The sequence below is a fragment of the Ktedonobacteraceae bacterium genome (assembly GCA_035653615.1).
GTDB lineage: Bacteria > Chloroflexota > Ktedonobacteria > Ktedonobacterales > Ktedonobacteraceae > DASRBN01.
In genome coordinates, this window is sequence record DASRBN010000013.1 from 41,969 (window position 1) to 60,360 (window position 18,392).

Here is an 18,392-nt window from a genome sequence, read left to right on the forward strand (position 1 = left end):
TGTCGAGTTTCCCGTATCTGCTTATGGGAGACTATGCTTTGAGGCAGCGTTCAGCTTACGCGAATAAATGTATCGCAACGTATTGTAGCATATTTTGTTGAAGGCTATGGTAAGCAGCCGGTCTGGCGTATAAATGGCCACCCGGCGAAAGACAGAGCAGGCATGCACGTTGTATTGATCATCAATCCAGCATCAGGTGTTTCAATGATCACATCTCGGGAAATGACGCCGCAAGAGACCGAAGAGGCCATTATCGCAGGATTAGGCGCTTATGGCATTGAGCCGGAAGTGTTTCACACGACGCCGGAAGATACGGGCCAGGGTCTGTCTACGCGAGCCGCAAGCGCGGGAGCCGATCTCGTCATCGCTGCTGGCGGCGATGGCACAATCGACGCGGTTGCCAGGGGATTGATTGGAACGCAGGCGACACTCGGCATTATTCCGGCGGGGACAATGAATAACCTGGCGCGCAGCTTGAATATCCCTCAGACCATCGAGGCGGCTTGTGCTGTGATTGTTAATGGTGAGACACACGCGATAGATATTGGCAAGATCAACGACCGGTTCTTTCTCGAAGTGGCCGGTGTGGGTCTGGAAGCAATGCTTTTTCCTCTAGCTGAGGAGATCAAGCAGCCAGGATTGCTTTCAACACTGCACGGTGCTATCGGCGGCTTGATTACCCTGCTCACGTACCATCCGGCTAAGATCAGCCTCTCTTTCGACGAGCATCGCCGCCGGTCTTATCAAGCGTTACAGGTGACAATTTGCAATGCGCCATTTTATGGTGCTCACCTGCAGGTAGCGCCACATGCCTTGATGGATGATGGATTGCTTGACGTAGTCGTATATAAAAATTTCAGCAAGCGCGAATATATTCGACACGCGCTCTCCATCAGCCAGGGAAAACGAGCCTATACACCCAGAATCACGTACCGGCGCGTGAAGTCCCTGCGTATAACTAGTGAATACCCGATGGAGATTCAGGCCGATGGAGAGCTTCACGGCCATACACCGGCGGTCGTGACTGTTTTGCCAGCAGCTTTGCGCATCAGAGTGCCAGGAGTGAAGGCGCCTGGGCTGCATAGAGTCGAACAACCAGGTGAGAAAGCCATTGTAAAGCGAACCAGGAAAAAATAGGTAGAGCAATAGAAAGGCGAGGTTTAATCGATGCCAGGAAACACAGAGAATTCGAAGCAACCTTCGGTACAGGGACAACCTCCCTCGCTGCCGCTGCCACCGGTTACCAGTATCGTCGGGCAAAATGTGGTACCAGTAGTATCTGAGGCACAACGCCTTGCCGCGCAGAGTTCTGTATCCGGTCGTCGTGCCGTTTCGCGCGGCACCATCTTCCTGGCATTTTACCTGTGGATACTTTCGGGCGCGATCCTCTTCTCCTTCATCGCGCGCTATACGCAACTTTTCCCCGGTGATACTTTTATTGCACACAGGTTGCAGAGGCAGCGAAACCGCTGGTTCTACAACTTCATGCTGGGAATTTCTGAGATCGGCTTCCCTAAAATGTTCACGCCCATCACCATCGGTGTTGCTGCTATTTTCTGGGCGTTGCGCTTCCGCCTGGAGTCTATTTTCGTCCTGCTGACCAGCACATCCGGTATTCTGAACGCGATAGTGAAGCGCCTTATCAAGCGCCCGCGCCCAACGAATGAACTGGTGACGGTCGTGCGCGTGATCAATGAGCCAAGCTTTCCAAGCGGCCATGTCATGCACTACACGAACTTCTTCGGGTTAATGATCTATCTGCTGGCAACCAACTGGCGTTCGGGGAAACTACGCAACGCTCTCATTGCGATCTGCACCGCATTAATAGCGCTGATTGGGCCATCACGAGTATATCTGGGCGCGCACTGGCCGAGTGACGTGATGGCCGGCTACATCTATGGCGGCCTGTGGTTCGCCGGGTTGATGACTATCTACCTGCGCATCAAGGCCTGGATTCATCCATCTCAGGGTAAGACGCCAGAGGTGATGAAGCCCTTGCAGCAACCCGGCGACGAAGAGTAAAGATTTCCTAACTCAGACGCCGTATATCCGCGGCAGCATACCCTGCCACCGCGGCCACTTGCGACCCGCCGCTACTAAATGCCCTTGAGGCAATGCTAAGCTCTATCTGGTGTATCGTTTGCGAGTTACAGACGCTGCCGGGCCGCTGTTGCGTCACAATACATATAGCGGCAGTCAGATAATTGGCCGAGCCAATGATGTGCTGGGCAACTGGCGAACCTGCATCCGACAGATCGTTGGCGATATCCTGCCACTGAAGTCCGGCAAGGTCCTGCGCGGAATAGCCCTGGGGCAAACCTATCTGCACATATCTGTTCGCAATGTCGATGAACGGGATGCTTCCCGCGCTAGACGCATCAATGTAGGGCGGAGCATCATAGGTATTTATGAGATTCTGCTCTTCGCTCGTGGGTGTTTGCAGTGTAGGATAACTGCCGCTACTGTCCGCTACATTCCCTTGCAGTTCTACCGGCACAAAATCGATATACGAGCTGGTGTAGGTGGAATGGTAGAAAGTAAACGTCGGGGTGCTGGGATAGACATCCGTACTCGACGAGGTAGTCTCATCCAGGTGGCTAAAGGTGCCGAAACGACTGAGAGCGACCACCATGGCCCAGCGTTCCGCCGCGCAATATGGACAATATTCCGCGCCCATATAAAGAATTTCCGGCTTAGCGGTCGGCCCGGTCAGAGTTGGCGGAGAATTTTTAGTCGCCTGTAAGGGGTCTTTCACTCCTCCCGTACCCACCGTATTCGATACATTTGGATCAACCTGGGTAACTGCTTTTAAAACGCTCGAACTAACAGGTGTGGGTGTAGCCGTAGCGATGGATGATGGTTGGTGCGAGATGACGACAAAAGCCACGACAATAATTGCGATCAGCACCAGCACTCCACCGATCAGAAACCAGGATGAGCGGTTTGACTGCTGCTGAACCCTTCTCCTGCTACGCGTCTGGGCCGAATTTTTTTGATTGACGTTCTCATGCTGCTGGCGTTGCTGCCTCTGCTGCTCGCGGCGTTGTGAGGCCGAGGACGCTTTTTGCTTGGGTTTTGCCATGATTCTATCTTCCTGTTCTGCAAACTCAATTTTGCGAGTCCTATTTTATCATAGCACGTCTACACCGGGCACCTTTTTCTACGGCTATTTTTCGAGATGCGAAATCTCGCTTGACAAGGTAGCCGCAATCGGGTACAATCCAGATGTCGGTATAAAGCTTATCATACCGTATGGTTCACAAGCCTCGTTCGTCTAGTGGCCAAGGACGCCGCCCTTTCAAGGCGGAGATCACGGGTTCGACTCCCGTACGAGGTACTATTTTCAGGAGAAGCCTGGCACGCCCTCTTATTTTTGGATGTGCCAGGCTTCTCCACGTTTAAGGTCATCATGCATTCGGAAGAATGTTCTCACCAAAGAGAGGCAGCATATGATTAGCGTAGAAGAAGCTCTCAAACGTATACTTGCCGAAATTAAGCCGCTCCCAACGACTACGGTACCACTTCCCGCATCCCTCGGTCTCGTACTGGCTCAGGACGTGATAGCGCAAGAAGATATGCCTCCTTTCGCCAATTCCGCGATGGATGGCTTTGCATTGCTCAGCCAGGATAGCCGGCAGCAGGGTGGTCAACCTCCACGTTTGCGAGTCACCGGCGGAGTAGCTGCCGGTTACGTAGCGGATCACCCGGTCGAACCCGGAACGGCCATGCGCATCATGACCGGCGCGCCAGTACCGCCAGGAGCCGATAGCGTGATACAGGTGGAGCTGACCCGCTCCGGTGGCCCTGATAGTGAATGGGTAGAAATCTTGCAAGAGGTGGCGCCGGGAAACAATATCCGGCCCGCCGGAGAGGATATGCGGCGCGGTCAGAAAGTGCTGGAACGGGGCATTGAGATTGGCCCCTGGGAAATCGGCGTGCTTGCCACACTCGGCTGGGCGGCGGTGCCGGTAATCCGGCGACCTCGTGTTGCCATCCTGGGAACAGGCGATGAAGTCATCGACGTGGACGAGCCTTTGCAGCCGGGCAAAATTCGCAATAGCAACAGCTACCTGCTCGAAGCTGCCGTGCGCAAAGCAGGCGCTGAGGCGCATCGCCTCGGGGTAGCGCGCGATACCGTGGAGAGCCTGCGCGAGAAGTTTTCCGAGGCCATAACCAACGATCTCATCATCACGTCTGGGGGTGTATCCGTAGGAGATTTCGACCTGGTGAAGAACATTATGGCGGAACAGGGAGAGATCAACTTCTGGCGTATTAATATGCGTCCCGGCAAACCGGTCGCATTTGGCCATATTGGGCATATACCCTTATTAGGGCTACCTGGCAACCCGGTTTCGGCAGCTGTCACCTTTGAATTGTTTGGGCGACCGGTGATTCGCAAGATGCTCGGTCATACGCGCTTGCTCCATCCCCAGATCGAGGTGGTGGTTGAAGATGGTGTGGGAGAACGTGTGATGCGCCGCCACTATGTGCGCGCTCATGTCGAGAGGCGGAATGGTCATTTCGTAGCGCGTACAACCGGCAATCAGGGATCGAATATCACGACTTCGCTGCTGAATGCTAACGCGCTCGTCATCGTGCCGGAAGGCGGCGTCGAACTCCGTCCGGGAGAAACAGCGCAAGCTATCATGCTGGATTGGCCGGAAGAATAATCACTATCGTGCCAGGCGATAGCGCAATTTATCACGCGAGATGCCAAGCAGAGCTGCGGCCTGTACCTGGTTGCCATTGCAGCGCTCCAGCGCCTCGTGCACCAGCTTTTGCTCGATCTTGCCCAGGAAGGCCGGCAAATTCATACCTTCAGGTGGAAGATGAATAGCCTGCTCGACCTCTGAAAGAAGCTGAGTGCCGGAACTCTCGACCCTGCGAATCTGCTCGGGCAGGTCCTGCGGGCGAATTACATTGTCTGTGCATAAGATCTGGCCGCGCTGAATAACGCTGCGCAACTCGCGCACATTGCCAGGCCAGCGATAGCGCAACAGGAGTTCCAGCGCTTCCGGGCTAATTCGCAGTGGCTCCATACCTTCGAGAGAGTACAACCGCAAGAAGTGCGCGACAAGCGGTTCGATATCTTCCGGGCGTTCTCGTAAAGGGGGCAATTGCAGCGTAATCACCTGGAGCCGGTAGTACAGGTCTTCACGAAAAACGCGATGGGCTACGGCGGACAGCAGATCGACATTCGTTGCGGAAATGATGCGAACATTGACGTGAATCTCTCGCGTGCTGCCGACGTGCCGGAAACTGCGCGTTTCCAGAAAACGCAGGAGCTTGGCCTGCAAGTTGAGTGGCATCGAGCCTATCTCATCAAGAAAGAGTGTGCCACCATCGGCGCGCAGCAGGTGCCCTTCGCGAGAAACCTTCGCGTCAGTGAAAGCTCCCGCCTCGACGCCAAAGAGTTCTGTTTCGAGCAATGTATCGGGGATGGCAGCACAATTGATATCTACAAATTGATAGATAGCGCGGCGGCTCAAAGCATGGATAGCATGCGCAATAACGTCTTTGCCGGTGCCGCTTTCGCCTTGTAGCAGTACAGTGGTATCCGGGTAGGCCGCCACCTGCCGTACCTGCATGGCGATTTCATTCATAGCCTTACTTTTGCCAATGACCATACCCACGCGGGCAATTGGGTCCTCTTCCACCTGGCTCTCAACAGGCATATGATACGATGACACACTTCGACCTTTCACATTCCACCAGCATCAGGATAGGGGCGTACCCAGGTGGTCGCCCTTGCGACTTCAACTTCGCTCTTATGCTTCGACCGGAATCAACGCGCATTGCCCGCTTGTGCATAGACCCGTTGATTCAACGGCAACGGGCCACTTGCCTGTAATGGCTGAGAGGGCGAAGAAGCAACCACCCAACCATTGCCAATATGGAAAGTCGCACCATTACCGCCATTCCCCCATTGCGACCGCGTCTCGATGGGAGCGGCTGGTGGAAGTTGACCGGCGTTCTCTGTCGCCGGCAGAATTGCTGCTGCCCACGGCGACGGCAAAGCAGCCGCATAACCGGGCGCAACGTACCCATTACTCAGCCCGGCATTGATAAAGTCCCTTGAGACAGGAGAGAGTTCGTTCAATGGCCCTGATGTAGGCATAGCGAGCGTTACAAGCCCAAGGGCCAGCAATTCGGCAGCTATCTGACAAACCTGATCGCGTGTCATGCTGAATGTCATACAGATTGTTTGCAGGGACGTCTGGCCATCCGCGCGCGTGAAAATTCGCCATTGATCTGGAGTAAGTACGACCTGGGGATTGCGTTCTCGCTGGCCCGAAAGGTCGGTTGGCACGAGTACCATCTGAGCTTGCATGAATGCAGTATTGAAACGCCCTTGCGGAGTGGGGGCATTCACGCGTTGAGGCGGTGTAAGCGAGCCTTTAGACGGGGTCAATCCCTCGGTATTCCTATCGCGTTCCGAGACGGGAACATCCAGCCAGGAAGAAGCCGACGGCACCATCGAAGTGATATCCAATCCGCTAAAAAACTGCGATGCTTCAAAGATCGTGGGAGCCGATGCAACATGCGTTGAAGTTGGAGCTACACCAACCGCCTGTCCTGATGTAGAAATAGTCCCGGCACCCGCAGGCTGCGCAACGGGGGCGGGCAAAGATGCAGGTAGAAGCGAACTAACCGGAAGCGAGATCAAGAGACGTTCAGGAGCGGGCTGCACTTCGTCCTCAAAATAAATTTCGCCCGTCGACCATGTAAGAAGTATACGTATTACCTTAGCCGCCTCGTTTGCCGCCCAGGTACGGAGAATTTCGTGATTTACATGTCCAAGATCAATTAAGGTTAGCGCTATACGAGTTTCACTCGGGTGGGACAGTTCGATGGCACTCATCACCTCCTGGAACGCTTCCTGCGAAATAATGTTGTCTTGTAGCAGGCGTTCCCCCAGGGTCACATTTGCCTGAACGGGGCCAATGCACATCAACTGCCCGCGCCGGAAATAGAGTTCAACCTTTTGTTGTCCCTGTTGAACTTTCAGGAGTCCTGTCTTACCATAAGACTCAACTCTCCTCAAAACTTCCGGCAGGTTTACCTTTTCTAACGAACCTATAGGAGGCACAATAAATCACCGTCCGTCTAAAAAACTACTTTTGCGCTGTTGTGTTGCCTGCTCTTCCCTTATCCCTTGCAGGTCGCTCAGCACAAAAAGTGACTACGAAACGCTGCGTTGTGTCGTTACTTAATTCATCCAATCACAGGCGCGACGATAACCGGGGGCGCGCCCAGATGGGATGAAAGGAGTACGACCATCCCTTCAGGTGTTAAATTATTCGCGAGTTGACGGCAGTGTCAACATCACATTGCATATGGAGCCACTTCCCCTCAAGCTCCTTGAAGATGCACCGGATGTTTGGTTTTCTCCGACAGCGAGGCCTCATTGCCTCGGGCGGAGGGAGAGGGATTCGAACCCCCGGGGCGGTTAACCCAGCTGTTTTCAAGACAGCCGCAATAGTCCACTCTGCCATCCCTCCGACGACAGTGTAACATAGAACCGCACAATTTGAAAAGGGGTAGGCAAAAATACCCGATCAATTACGTTCATTTTACCCATATATGTGTTGTAGCCCTGCTTTTCAAGCCTTCCTATTCTCCCCGGATATGGATAAATCTCACACCGGTCAACGTAGGACTTTTGGACTTCTCACAAGTAGCTTCAACCCTTACAAATATTTGCATATCGAGTGAGGATAATGTACACTATCAGAGAGTTAGCCATCATGAAAGGTGCCAGCAACCCAGGCAGTAGCTTATGATTACCGTTGTCAAACAGAATCCGCGAGGCGAAGCAAAAATTCAGTATTCGGGCGAAGTTATCGAGCATCTCCATGATGGGGTGGTGATTCAAGCATACTGGAAGCAGCCTGTGAAAGACCTGGGATATACTCAATTCGAACCAGGCGATAGCTTTGTTGAATACTATTATACTGATAGATGGTTTAATATTTTCGATATCGCCAGAGCCGGCGGCAGGCGAAAAGGGTGGTACTGCAATATCGCCGAACCCGCATCAATCTCTGGTGAATATATCAAACAAATCGATCTCTTGCTTGACGTCTGGGTTGATCCAGGCGGAAAGACACTAATCCTGGATGAAAATGAGTTCGAATCTGACACAACGCTCAGCGACGAGCAACGCAAGGGAGCACGTCAAGGATTGCAGCAGCTTTTAGAACTGATCTCAGCGCGAAAAGGGCCATTTTCAGCACTATCGTTACAATCATAAGGGCTACCGGAAACCCCTGGAAGGACAAATCTTGATGGAAAAATGGGACAGCAGGCTGTTCCGGCAAGAAGCTGAAGCCAATGCACACCAGCATCGCCGGAACGTTGTGGAGCTTGAGGTCTTGGAGTCTCGCAGGCAGATGCACCTGAAGGTAAACGAGCTTATCCAGCTTGCCACCAATTCAACGCTTAACACCGCCGAAATACGGCAACAGTTGCTCCTGGGAGCAGCGACGTTCGGAAATCATTTTGCCCCGCAGCTTGTGCGCTCGCTACAGCGCGACGACCCGCATGAGCGCCAATCCGTCGTCTGGCTACTGACGTTATTGAACGACGCCAGAACAGTAACACCACTGCGGCACATGTCCCATAATAGACGGCTACCGCGTCCTATACGTCTCTCGGCAGCATTAGCGCTGGCAGGTATGGGCGCGACAGAGGAATCAAAACAAGGCAGGCGCGAACGCTTGTATGCGATTAGCTGACGAATGAGATAGATATGATACGCATAGATATTCCTCAACGAGGCTCCTATGAGCTTCATCACGCAGTTTTTGACATCAACGGCACCCTCGCTGTCGATGGAGTGCCGCTTGTAGAGGTCGCGGATCGCCTGGAAACGTTAAGCGCGCACCTCTCGATCCATTTGCTGACGGCAGGCTCTCATGGCAATCTGCAAGAGATCGAAGATGTCCTTGGCTACCCGCTTCAGAAAATCAATACGGGCGAGGATAAGGTAGATTATGTGAAAAAGCTAGGCCCTGAGAGTGTTGTGGCTATAGGAAACGGCGCGAATGACGCGGGTATGCTCAAAATCGCCGCCATCGGCATAGCGGTGCTCGCGGGAGAAGGAGTAGCCAGCAGCGCGCTCCAGGCCGCCGATGTGCTGGTTAGCAGTCCCATCCATGCCATCGAACTATTGTTGCTCCCAAAACGTCTGATCGCGACCCTGCGCAACTAAGACAGCGTATGTAAGATGGAAGAACTCGAGGAAGCTCCAGCATCAACAGTCCAGATTCCGGTAAAACAATCAAAGCTGGGCTTGCTTTATGTGTGTATCGCCGTCGTCTTTTTCTCAACCAGCCCGATTTTTGTACGCTGGTCACAACCGTTCAGTTCCGTTGAAGTCGCTTTCTGGCGTTTAGCGATTGCCACGCTGCTGGTTGCGGTCATGGGTCTCATCACGCGACAGCGCCTGTTATTGAAAAGGCAGGAACTGCCGCGTTTTCTCTTCTATGGCCTTGTAACGGCCCTGCACTTTATTTTCTACATCGCTTCGCTCAGTTTTACCACAATTGCTCATTCACTTGCCCTCGCCTACACATCGCCGGTCTTCGCAACGCTCTTCTCAGCATTCATCCTGCGCGAACCGTTGCCGCGCCGGAAATATGTGGGAATCGGTGTGGCGATAGTGGGGATCGCTATTATGGCCGGTTTCCAGCCGCACTACACGGCCTGCTCGCTATCCGGCAGCGGCCAATGCATGATCCTTGGCGATGGAATGGCCTTGCTTTCGGGCTTCTGCTTCGCCGTGTATTCGGTGGCCGGGCGAGGAGAGCGCGACCGCCACCCACTATTCCGCTACACGACCAACGTCTACGGACTGGCAGCCCTCTGGCTGCTACCCGTCACGCTCTATCTCGCCTTCCAGCATGCATATCCCTTGAGAGCGGTAGGAGCAGTAATAGCGCTGGGCGTTCTTCCACTCGGCTTCGGGCATACCCTCTACAATGCTGCCGTGCGCAACGTTCACGCGACCTATGCCAACCTGATCGCCACGCAAGAGGTAACCGGCGGCATCATACTCGGTATCTGGTTGCTTGGAGAAATACCCTCGATTACGACGATCATTGGGGTGGTGGTGACGCTGGTGGGGATTGCGGGTGTATTGGTGTGATAGCAGGATCAACAATCCACCCCTCCATCACATCACAATCCGCTGGTATCCCATACTCTCCATCTCTTTGTAGAAAAGCCCACCCGGCCTGCACCGCGCACAACACTGCATCCAATCTATCACCCGTCGCATCCCTTATAAGCATTTCGGCCATCGCGCCAGGTAGCCCAATTCGCAAGCCATAACTTTTCAGTATCTTATCCGAATGTAAACCATCAACAATTTCTTTGCGCGCCATCTCCCTGTCCGGTGTCTGCTTCTCGCGTTCATCGCTCTTATAACTGCGCTTCCCGATCAACCTGCGCGCAACCAGGGCCGGGTAGCCTTCAAAGACTATCCGGTTGTCATGAGTGGGGCGACAAGGCAAAATACTTACTTCTGATCTCAGCAGGCGTGTGGCACCTTCAAAAAACATTTTGCCCACGGGCACGCGGTACATCATCATGGGACTGCGAGCGTTCGCCAGGATATCGGCGACCCTCAAATGCTGCTTATCGCCCGCCGGCCTACCCTCCTGGTAACGCGTCAAGATTGCTTCAAACTGCTTTTTGTCCATCAACGCAATGATTTGCATGTAATCTGCCCAATTTTGCGGCCATCCGAGGTTTTTAATCAGTTTGCGCGGTTGTCCAAAGGGGAAGTCGAGCGCCGCCAGCCAGGGACCATCCGAACGAAGAAAGTTTTCAAAGTCTTCAAAGCTGGTGAGGCTCTGGAAATCCTGTACTTGTAGAAGGCCGTCTTGAAGATCGCAGGCAGCGCAGGTGATAGGTTTCCTGCGCGAGGGAACACTGGTGAAATCAAGCCCGTAGATTCTCATCAATTGCAGCAGCTTTACAATTGTGCCATCACGCCCTTACTGATGGCACGCAGCGTGGCAAATACTCCCGTTCCGGCGGATGCGACGGCTTCAAAGCTGGGAACACGCCGCCGGTTCAGGTAGCGTTCGAGAACAGGGACAGGCAAAGCAGAGGGCATATCGCGTTTATTCCACTGCATGACAAAAGGGAATTGACTCAGGTCTTTGCCAAGCCGCCGCAAATTCATCTCCAGCTCGCGAATGCTCTGTACGTTTTCCTCGAACTTCTCGGCCTGCGAATCCACAACGAAGACGATGCCATCCGCCCCATTCAGAACGGCCAGGCGCGTGCGTTCGTAAAGAATCTGGCCTGGAACAGTATACAGGTGAAAACGCGTGCGGAATCCATGCACGGTTCCCAGGTCGAGCGGCAGAAAGTCGAAGAAGAGCGTTCGTTCCGTCTCAGTAGCAATGGAAAGCATTTCGCCACGAGCATTGGGATTAATGCTTCTATATACATACTGCAAGTTCGTCGTCTTTCCGCAATAGCCAATACCGTAGTAGACGATCTTGCAGTGGATCTCATGAGACGCGATATTGATGAGCGCCATATACCTGATACCCCTAATCCCGGAAGAGCAGATCAATGGTGTCTTCGACCGAAGAGCGGAATTGAATATTGAGAACAGAGGACTTCTGGCGCACGGTATCCGCCCGCACACGCTCCAGGACATGCACAAGTTCGTCCGATGTCTTTTTAGAGAGTATTTTGACCAGTCCAATATGGGTGAGTTTGTCAAAGACGATGACGAGCAGCCATTGTTCTTCAACCATCGTCGTATAAATATTCTCGTGGACACCCTGCTGGAAAATGGTGCGAAAGTCTTTTTCGCCCAGCAGCTCGGCGATATGCCGGGAAGAGGAGAATGCTCCGGCCAGTAACGCTCCTAATGATGTTGCGTTCCGTTTGGTGCTTGTCCCCTGATTGGCAATCACCTGGCCACTCTTGTCAAGAAGCATGACAGAGGTTGCGCTGGTGTCATTCATAAGTTTGTTTAATGTGGTTGAGATAATAGCAAGTTCGCGATCCGAGATGATAAGATTGGTTAATTGTTCCATGTACGCGTCCTCTATGTACACGCCCGTCTACAAGTTCATCATACCAGGAATAGACTATGCGATATCAAGAGCTTCAAGAATTTCATTCCGGCTGGCCTTGACCATATGCCGCACGCGACCGATGCTGGCAGCATTATCGAAAAGTGTTACCATTAAAGCAAAATCTCCCAGAGGCTCCGCGCTCACTAATCCATGTTCGTACTCCATAAGGGTGCCAATAACACCGCCGCGAGCAATCTCCTGGCCCAGGGCTTCCGCGGTATTCAGGCCGGTGGTCATAATGGCACCGACTGCCTCCATATCCTCTTTGCCATCACGGGTCAGGCCTTCGATCAATAAACCATCACGTCCCACCAGGACAGCGAGCCGCACACCTGGTATTGAGAGAAAGCGGCTCAGAGTTTGTTTCAGATCAACCATATTTTCCTCCGCGAGCACCGGGTCAAGTATTGTAGAATCTCCATGGACTTCTTCATTCTAACCGATGCATATGGCAGGTGCAACAAGATGGGACATCTTGGCTAATGGCGCTTCGCCTACTAACGCGAAAGGACAGTTTTTGCAGAGCTTGCTATAACAGCCCTTCATGCTGACTAAGAAAGCGCTTACTCTCAGCTCTCTAATTTAGAGAACGTTGGGGAGCAGGAAGATATACGTGGCCTATGACCCGTTTTCGTGGAACTGGAGAACGTGTTAAATGACCTGACATGTGAAGTGCCAGACCCAGGTGAAAGCGGTCGCTTAAAATCTCTGATTTCAACAAGGGATTTTAAGCGACCATCCAATTACTTATGGATTGACCCATAGTTCGGAGCCTCTTTAGTCACCAGCACATCATGCGGATGACTCTCGCGCAAACCGGCGCTGGTAATGCGCACGAAGCGTGTCTTCTCCTGCATCTCCGCGATGGTGGCACAGCCGGCGTAACCCATCGATTGGCGCAGGCCACCTACCAGTTGATAGATCAGCGGCCCCAACATACCCTTGTATGGGACACGCCCCTCGATGCCCTCGGCAATCAGGCTCGACTCGCTGGCAATATCGGCCTGGAAGTAACGATCTTTGCTATAGCTGCGCTGCTTCATAGCCGCAATAGAACCCATGCCACGATAGTCTTTGAAACGCTCGCCATGCGAGATGATGAGTTCGCCCGGGCTTTCATCGACGCCGGCCAGCAAACTGCCCAGCATGACCGAGTCCGCGCCAGCTGCGATAGCCTTGGCAATGTCACCGGAATATTGAATGCCGCCATCGCCCACAATCGGAATGTCATATTGCCGCGCTACGCGAGCACACTCGTAGATCGCGGTAACCTGGGGCATGCCGACCCCGGCTATCACACGTGTCGTACATATAGAACCGGCGCCGATCCCAACCTTTACAGCGTCCGCACCCGCCTGGATCAAGGCCTCAGTCGCCTCTGCGCTGACTACGTTACCCGCCATCAATTGTACCTGCCTGCCGAATCGTTTTTTCACCTGCGCTACCGTCTCAATAACCATGTGAGAGTGCGCGTGTGAGGTATCCACCACCAATACATCGACGCCCTTTTCGACCAATGCCGCGCAGCGCTTCTCGGTATCCGGCCCAACTCCGACGGCAGCGCCGACCCGCAGGCGGCCATATTCGTCTTTGGCTGCGTTGGGATACAGAATCTTCTTCTGAATATCCTTCATCGTAATCAGGCCCTTGAGCATACCATGCTCATCCACAACTGGCAGCTTTTCAATTTTGTAGCGATGCAGGCTATCACGCGCCTGCTCTAAGGTCGTGCCAACAGGTACCGTAATCAGATGATCCCGCGTCATCAGTTCGGTGACGGGACGGTCAAGGCGAGTCTCAAAGCGAATATCGCGATTGGTGAGGATGCCGACGAGTTTGCCCTGCTCGGTAATCGGAATGCCTGAGATGTGATAGCGCCTCATTACGTCCAGCGCCTCACTGAGAAGAGCGCCTGGTTCCAGAGTGATGGGGTCGGTAATCATGCCTGACTCCGAACGCTTGACCTTATCAACTTCCTGCGCCTGATCTTCGATGGATAAATTGCGATGGATAATACCGATGCCGCCTTCGCGTGCTAAGGCGATAGCCAGGCGCGCCTCGGTAACAGTATCCATGGCCGCGCTGACGATGGGAATGTTGATAGTGATGGTGCGGGTCAGGCGCGTCTGAGTAGAGACATCGCGCGGAAGTACCGACGAAGCGGCAGGGATAATCAATACATCATCGAATGTTAAACCCTCCAGTGCGAACTTGTCACTGAAAGCTTGCTGATTCTGGTTCAGATTTTGCACAGGTGCCGGGGACACCATGTCAGCCTCCTTATAAAAACGCCCAGCACTCACGGTACAACGTGGGCCGGGCCCTACCATCACATAAGAATGAACTGGATGGCTGTCTCATAAACTGCTATGAATTACAAATACGCTCTACGAAGACGAAGCATAAGATAAACTGCACGCATACAAGAAGAGATATCATTGAAAACTGGCAGGACTGGGAAGTTTCTCCTCTCAATCCTACAGGATATTCCCATTTTCAGTAGTGTAACACTTGAGGATGAACCACGTCAAATCAACGAGGAAAATGAAGATGAGAACACATGAAAAGGGCCGGCAACCAACTCGTCAACCGGTTGCCGGCCCTTTTCATGCGCTACTAAGGAGAGCGAAACGGCATTGTTATCGCTCTCTTATAAGGTTCTACGTGAACGCATTCCCATAAAGAGGTTGTAGAGCAGTACAATCACTGCCGCGATCAGTAGCAGGTGTATCAGGAAGCTGGATACATGCAGGACAACGAATCCAATCAACCACAATACTACCAGAACGACAACAATTGCCCACAACAGACCAACCATTGTTCTTTCTCCTTTCCTCTCTCATCTATCATAATACTTTGATAATCACCAGGCCTCCCCCTTGCTCGTCTCAAAGAGAAGGCTGCTCTATTCGCTACAATAGTCACGTATGAAACCCAAAAGAAGTTTTAGGTTGCTCTCAATTCATCAGGTACTGAGTAAAAATACTGATTCTAGCAGAGACTTGTCATCCGAGAAGAACTGCTGTACTGTATATGGCAGGATGTTCCTATTTTTTATGTCATGTGAAGGAGTACATGTTCATGTCTGCTGACATGCAGATAACGGCTCAAATGGCTGAAGGCCCCACGCCAGGTAGGTCTATAGCGAACGATGAAGCCATTATCGTTGATAAATTCACGAAAACATACGGTTCTCATAAAGTTGTTGATCAGCTAGAATTCACTGTGCATAGGGGAGAAGTCTTCGCTTTACTGGGGCCGAACGGCGCAGGCAAAACAACTACCGTTGAAACGCTTGAGGGCTACCGCATTCCCGATGGAGGAAGCGTGCGCGTGCTGGGGCTTGATCCTATTCGCGATGCGAAAGCACTCAAGCCGCAGATCGGCGTTATGCTACAACAGGATGGTCTGTATACCGGCCTTACCGCACGTGAAGTCCTGCACCTTTTTGCAGGATACTACCGGCATCCGCAAAATATCGACGCGCTATTGGAACGAGTTGGACTGAGTGCCGCCGCGAAAACGCGCTGCCGGCGGCTTTCGGGTGGTCAGAAACGCCGCCTGGCTCTGGCCGTCGCACTGGTTGGCAATCCCTTGCTGGTCTTTCTAGACGAACCTACCTCTGGCATGGACCCGCAAGCACGGCTGGCGACCTGGGAAATCATCCGCGACCTGAAGCGCAGCGGAGCGACCGTCTTATTGACCACGCACCTGATGGATGAAGCCGAGCGCCTGGCCGACCGCGTTGCTATCATCGATCATGGTCGATTGATTGCCATGGATACGCCGGACGGACTGACAGGGGTTCAGAATGCCAATATTGTGCGCTTCGTTGCCCGCGCTGGACTCGATTGCGCGAAGCTGGCGGCGCTGCCATCGGCAAGCAAAGCAGAAGAAGTGCGCCCGGGCAGCTATGTAATCGAAACTGCGGCGGCTCCATCCCTTATAGCGGAACTGGCAGCCTGGCTGCGAGACGAGGGCATTACACTTTCCGAACTACGCGTAGGCCACGGTTCGCTCGAGGACCTGTTCCTGCGTCTCACGGGCGCGGAAGTGCGAGAATAGCGAGAACAGACAAATGACAACACATACTATAGAGCAAACGAAAGTTACATCTGAATCAAAGGCGGCATCATTTGGCCAGCAGGTCTGGGCACAGACACAGGTTGAGTTGCTCATGACGCTGCGACGCGGCGAAAGCGTCCTGATTACGCTGATCGTGCCGGTAATCTTGCTCATCTTCTTTACATCGCTGAATATTGTGCCGGCTACGAACGAAAAAGCGGTAGATTTCCTGCTGCCTGGCATGCTGGCTTTAGCGGTCATGGCAACGGGCATGGTCAGCCTTGGCATCGCTACCGCGTATGAACGCTATTATGGTGTGCTGAAACGCCTGGGCAGCTCGCCACTACCCCGCAGTGGGCTAATTATTGCCAAAGTCATCTCCGTGCTGGCACTGGAAGTGATCCAGATCATCGTGCTGGTAGGAGTCGCCATACTCTTCTACGGCTGGCGGCCAATTGGATCACCTCTTCTGGCGCTACTTGTAATGGCTATAGGAACAATCACTTTTTCGGCGTTAGGGCTTGCAATGGCCGGCGGACTGCGGGCTGAGGCAACATTGGCGGGAGCAAACGCGCTCTACTTACTTTTCTTGCTGCTCGGAGGCGGCATCTTACCGTTGAACCATTTGCCTGCTCCATTGGCTGCATTCGCTCAGATTCTTCCCGCTGCCGCGCTTACTCAGGCGCTGCAGGCATCATTAACTAACGGCGCGGCTTTTCCGAGTTTCGCGTTAACCATCCTGGTAGCCTGGGCGATTGTCATTCTGCTGGTCGCAATAAAAACATTCCGCTGGGAATAATGGCCGGAACGGTTCACGACCTGTCAGGAACAGCAGACCAGCGCCACTCTTGTGAACAGGTATAGTCAAGCACCGCCGTTTGTCCGCCAGTATCGATGAAGCTGACGATGAACTGTGGCTGATTGGAACGCTGTAAATGACCGTTTTTGTCCGGCAGCATGACTGAGATGCCATCCTGAACGGATACATGGGAGATCGAATCGCTGTAGGTCGCGACCTGGCTCACGATAATGGTCACAGTAAAACTAAGCGTCTTATGCTGTAAATCCAGGTCCATCAGCAGGGGAATGATAGTATCGGTTGTATTGCGAAACGGGTCGTGGAATGAGACGTTCGTCTTATAGGGATAATCCGGCGGCGCGTGAGATAATGCAAAGGCCTCGATACACAGATCATATTTATGCCCGCTATTAGGCATACGTTCCAGGTGATTCACAGGCCCCTGTGACACATGTGATTGGAAAAACGAAGAGTTATTCAGGCGTAATCGAATGAGCAACAGGCTCGCCGCAACTACAATCATCACTAGAGCTAGCAAAACCCAGCGTTTCATTTGTGCGCCTCCCATACTCAAAGGTAGTCGACGGCTCTTCTTTAAGCAGAAGTAGCAAAAGTATGCCCTGCTCTTCTCATGCAACCTGGCTACGGGCCAGTCCAGCTAAAGGCCCGCGGAAGATGCAAGTCTATCCATTACTATCAAGGATTGCTCTAAAAGGACTGATAGTTATTTGGAATGGGAGGGTGTTGTGTAAGCCTGTTCCTCATCCTCAGTTGCGAATTCCATGACATCATCCGAATGCCGCATTTGCAATTGTACTATAGTCACGAGAAACATCAGGAGAATGAGGACATGCATTGCAGTACACCAGGCACAAATCGTGTGCAGGCGTACAATTTCTATATAAACCAGGTAGAGGACGGTCAGCATGCCAACCAGCGCCCAGGCAAACTGTGCCACAGGTATCCAGCGGTGCTCCATCCCTTGATAGAGGGCATATATCGCTAAAAAGGCGCTCAGTAGCGACCATGCCAGGCCAGGAACGGTAATAGGTATAGATGTACCGGGAATAACGGAAAAGGGGCTGGAAAGTACTTTCGCGCAATCGACCACGCCGTTGGCAGAGCAGACAAGGGGAACATTCTCATAATGGACGGTAGTCAGGTAAATGGATATACCGATTCCGATGATTGAACAGAGTAAGAGAAACAGCTGCGCCTTCGAGCGTTGTAATATCTTCATCGTAGCCTCTTGAGAATATCTCCAGCATTTTCTGTCATGAAATTTTTGTATTATTCATAGCATACTGTTGATCAACAGCAGTGTCAATAGTACTATCCTGATGATTCCTCATAAGTTCTCTGGACGAGGCCAGTTCACCTGGATGCAGGAGTGCGCGTGAGATTCTTCGTTGCACTCAGAA

20 protein-coding genes and 2 tRNA genes are annotated in these 18,392 nt (G+C 52.8%); 10 read left to right on the top strand and 12 right to left on the bottom strand.

Annotated elements, in window-relative coordinates; genetic code table 11:
- Positions 1 to 162 precede the first annotated feature (162 nt).
- Together VFA09_07250 and VFA09_07255 are read left to right on the top strand one after the other, a co-directional pair.
- Positions 163 to 1,137, top strand: a complete 975-nt coding sequence (locus VFA09_07250; protein HZU67060.1) for a diacylglycerol kinase family protein — start codon at positions 163 to 165, stop codon at positions 1,135 to 1,137.
- 30 nt (positions 1,138 to 1,167) lie between these two features.
- Positions 1,168 to 2,022 (top strand): phosphatase PAP2 family protein, encoded by an 855-nt coding sequence (locus VFA09_07255; GenBank protein HZU67061.1) that lies wholly within the window; start codon positions 1,168 to 1,170, stop codon positions 2,020 to 2,022.
- Positions 2,023 to 2,029: 7 nt separating this feature from the next.
- On the opposite strand, the gene VFA09_07260 is transcribed toward VFA09_07255, so the two are convergent.
- The gene (locus tag VFA09_07260; GenBank protein HZU67062.1) at positions 2,030 to 3,082 is read right to left on the bottom strand and encodes a DUF929 family protein; all 1,053 of its coding nucleotides are present in this window, start codon (positions 3,080 to 3,082) and stop codon (positions 2,030 to 2,032) included.
- 181 nt (positions 3,083 to 3,263) lie between these two features.
- On the opposite strand from VFA09_07260, the gene VFA09_07265 reads away from it, so the two are divergent.
- Together VFA09_07265 and glp are read left to right on the top strand one after the other, a co-directional pair.
- Positions 3,264 to 3,337, top strand: a tRNA-Glu gene (locus VFA09_07265).
- A gap of 112 nt (positions 3,338 to 3,449) precedes the next feature.
- Positions 3,450 to 4,670, top strand: a complete 1,221-nt coding sequence (gene glp / locus VFA09_07270) for a gephyrin-like molybdotransferase Glp (protein ID HZU67063.1) — start codon at positions 3,450 to 3,452, stop codon at positions 4,668 to 4,670.
- Between the two features lie 3 nt (positions 4,671 to 4,673).
- On the opposite strand, the gene VFA09_07275 is transcribed toward glp, so the two are convergent.
- From VFA09_07275 to VFA09_07285, 3 genes are all read right to left on the bottom strand, one after another.
- Entirely contained in the window at positions 4,674 to 5,690 is a 1,017-nt protein-coding gene (locus VFA09_07275) for a sigma-54 dependent transcriptional regulator (GenBank protein ID HZU67064.1), read from the bottom strand.
- Between the two features lie 95 nt (positions 5,691 to 5,785).
- Positions 5,786 to 7,090, bottom strand: coding sequence for a DUF4388 domain-containing protein (locus VFA09_07280; protein HZU67065.1), 1,305 nt, complete (start codon positions 7,088 to 7,090; stop codon positions 5,786 to 5,788).
- Positions 7,091 to 7,418: 328 nt separating this feature from the next.
- A tRNA-Ser gene (locus VFA09_07285) sits at positions 7,419 to 7,502 on the bottom strand.
- Positions 7,503 to 7,780: 278 nt separating this feature from the next.
- On the opposite strand from VFA09_07285, the gene VFA09_07290 reads away from it, so the two are divergent.
- From VFA09_07290 to VFA09_07305, 4 genes are read left to right on the top strand one after another with little or no spacing between them, the layout of a single operon-like run.
- Entirely contained in the window at positions 7,781 to 8,254 is a 474-nt protein-coding gene (locus VFA09_07290; protein HZU67066.1) for a DUF402 domain-containing protein, read from the top strand.
- A 34-nt stretch (positions 8,255 to 8,288) separates the two neighbouring features.
- On the top strand, positions 8,289 to 8,738 hold the full coding sequence (locus tag VFA09_07295; GenBank protein ID HZU67067.1) for a hypothetical protein: 450 nt from the start codon (positions 8,289 to 8,291) through the stop codon (positions 8,736 to 8,738).
- A 14-nt stretch (positions 8,739 to 8,752) separates the two neighbouring features.
- Positions 8,753 to 9,214: an HAD hydrolase family protein gene (locus VFA09_07300; GenBank protein HZU67068.1), complete on the top strand. Its 462-nt coding sequence runs from the start codon at positions 8,753 to 8,755 to the stop codon at positions 9,212 to 9,214.
- Between the two features lie 15 nt (positions 9,215 to 9,229).
- A complete protein-coding gene (locus tag VFA09_07305) occupies positions 9,230 to 10,150 on the top strand; it encodes a DMT family transporter (protein ID HZU67069.1) in 921 nt (306 codons plus the stop codon).
- On the opposite strand, the gene VFA09_07310 is transcribed toward VFA09_07305, so the two are convergent.
- From VFA09_07310 to VFA09_07335, 6 genes are all read right to left on the bottom strand, one after another.
- Entirely contained in the window at positions 10,101 to 10,967 is an 867-nt protein-coding gene (locus tag VFA09_07310) for a DUF429 domain-containing protein (GenBank protein HZU67070.1), read from the bottom strand. The genes VFA09_07305 and VFA09_07310 overlap by 50 nt on opposite strands.
- 14 nt (positions 10,968 to 10,981) lie before the next feature.
- Positions 10,982 to 11,557 carry a GTPase domain-containing protein gene (locus VFA09_07315; GenBank protein ID HZU67071.1) on the bottom strand — a complete coding sequence of 192 codons (576 nt, stop codon included), beginning with the start codon at positions 11,555 to 11,557 and terminating at the stop codon, positions 10,982 to 10,984.
- A gap of 13 nt (positions 11,558 to 11,570) precedes the next feature.
- Entirely contained in the window at positions 11,571 to 12,065 is a 495-nt protein-coding gene (locus tag VFA09_07320) for a roadblock/LC7 domain-containing protein (GenBank protein HZU67072.1), read from the bottom strand.
- Between the two features lie 54 nt (positions 12,066 to 12,119).
- Positions 12,120 to 12,485 carry a roadblock/LC7 domain-containing protein gene (locus VFA09_07325; GenBank protein ID HZU67073.1) on the bottom strand — a complete coding sequence of 122 codons (366 nt, stop codon included), beginning with the start codon at positions 12,483 to 12,485 and terminating at the stop codon, positions 12,120 to 12,122.
- Positions 12,486 to 12,850: 365 nt separating this feature from the next.
- On the bottom strand, positions 12,851 to 14,377 hold the full coding sequence (gene guaB / locus VFA09_07330; protein HZU67074.1) for an IMP dehydrogenase: 1,527 nt from the start codon (positions 14,375 to 14,377) through the stop codon (positions 12,851 to 12,853).
- Positions 14,378 to 14,757: 380 nt separating this feature from the next.
- Entirely contained in the window at positions 14,758 to 14,925 is a 168-nt protein-coding gene (locus VFA09_07335; GenBank protein ID HZU67075.1) for a lmo0937 family membrane protein, read from the bottom strand.
- A gap of 263 nt (positions 14,926 to 15,188) precedes the next feature.
- On the opposite strand from VFA09_07335, the gene VFA09_07340 reads away from it, so the two are divergent.
- Both VFA09_07340 and VFA09_07345 read left to right on the top strand, forming a co-directional pair.
- Positions 15,189 to 16,172, top strand: coding sequence for an ABC transporter ATP-binding protein (locus VFA09_07340; GenBank protein ID HZU67076.1), 984 nt, complete (start codon positions 15,189 to 15,191; stop codon positions 16,170 to 16,172).
- Between the two features lie 13 nt (positions 16,173 to 16,185).
- Positions 16,186 to 16,971: an ABC transporter permease gene (locus VFA09_07345; GenBank protein HZU67077.1), complete on the top strand. Its 786-nt coding sequence runs from the start codon at positions 16,186 to 16,188 to the stop codon at positions 16,969 to 16,971.
- Positions 16,972 to 16,984: 13 nt separating this feature from the next.
- Here VFA09_07345 and VFA09_07350 read toward each other — a convergent pair whose 3' ends face one another.
- Entirely contained in the window at positions 16,985 to 17,524 is a 540-nt protein-coding gene (locus VFA09_07350) for a hypothetical protein (protein ID HZU67078.1), read from the bottom strand.
- Between the two features lie 171 nt (positions 17,525 to 17,695).
- Positions 17,696 to 18,211 carry a vitamin K epoxide reductase family protein gene (locus tag VFA09_07355; GenBank protein HZU67079.1) on the bottom strand — a complete coding sequence of 172 codons (516 nt, stop codon included), beginning with the start codon at positions 18,209 to 18,211 and terminating at the stop codon, positions 17,696 to 17,698.
- Positions 18,212 to 18,392 lie beyond the last annotated feature (181 nt).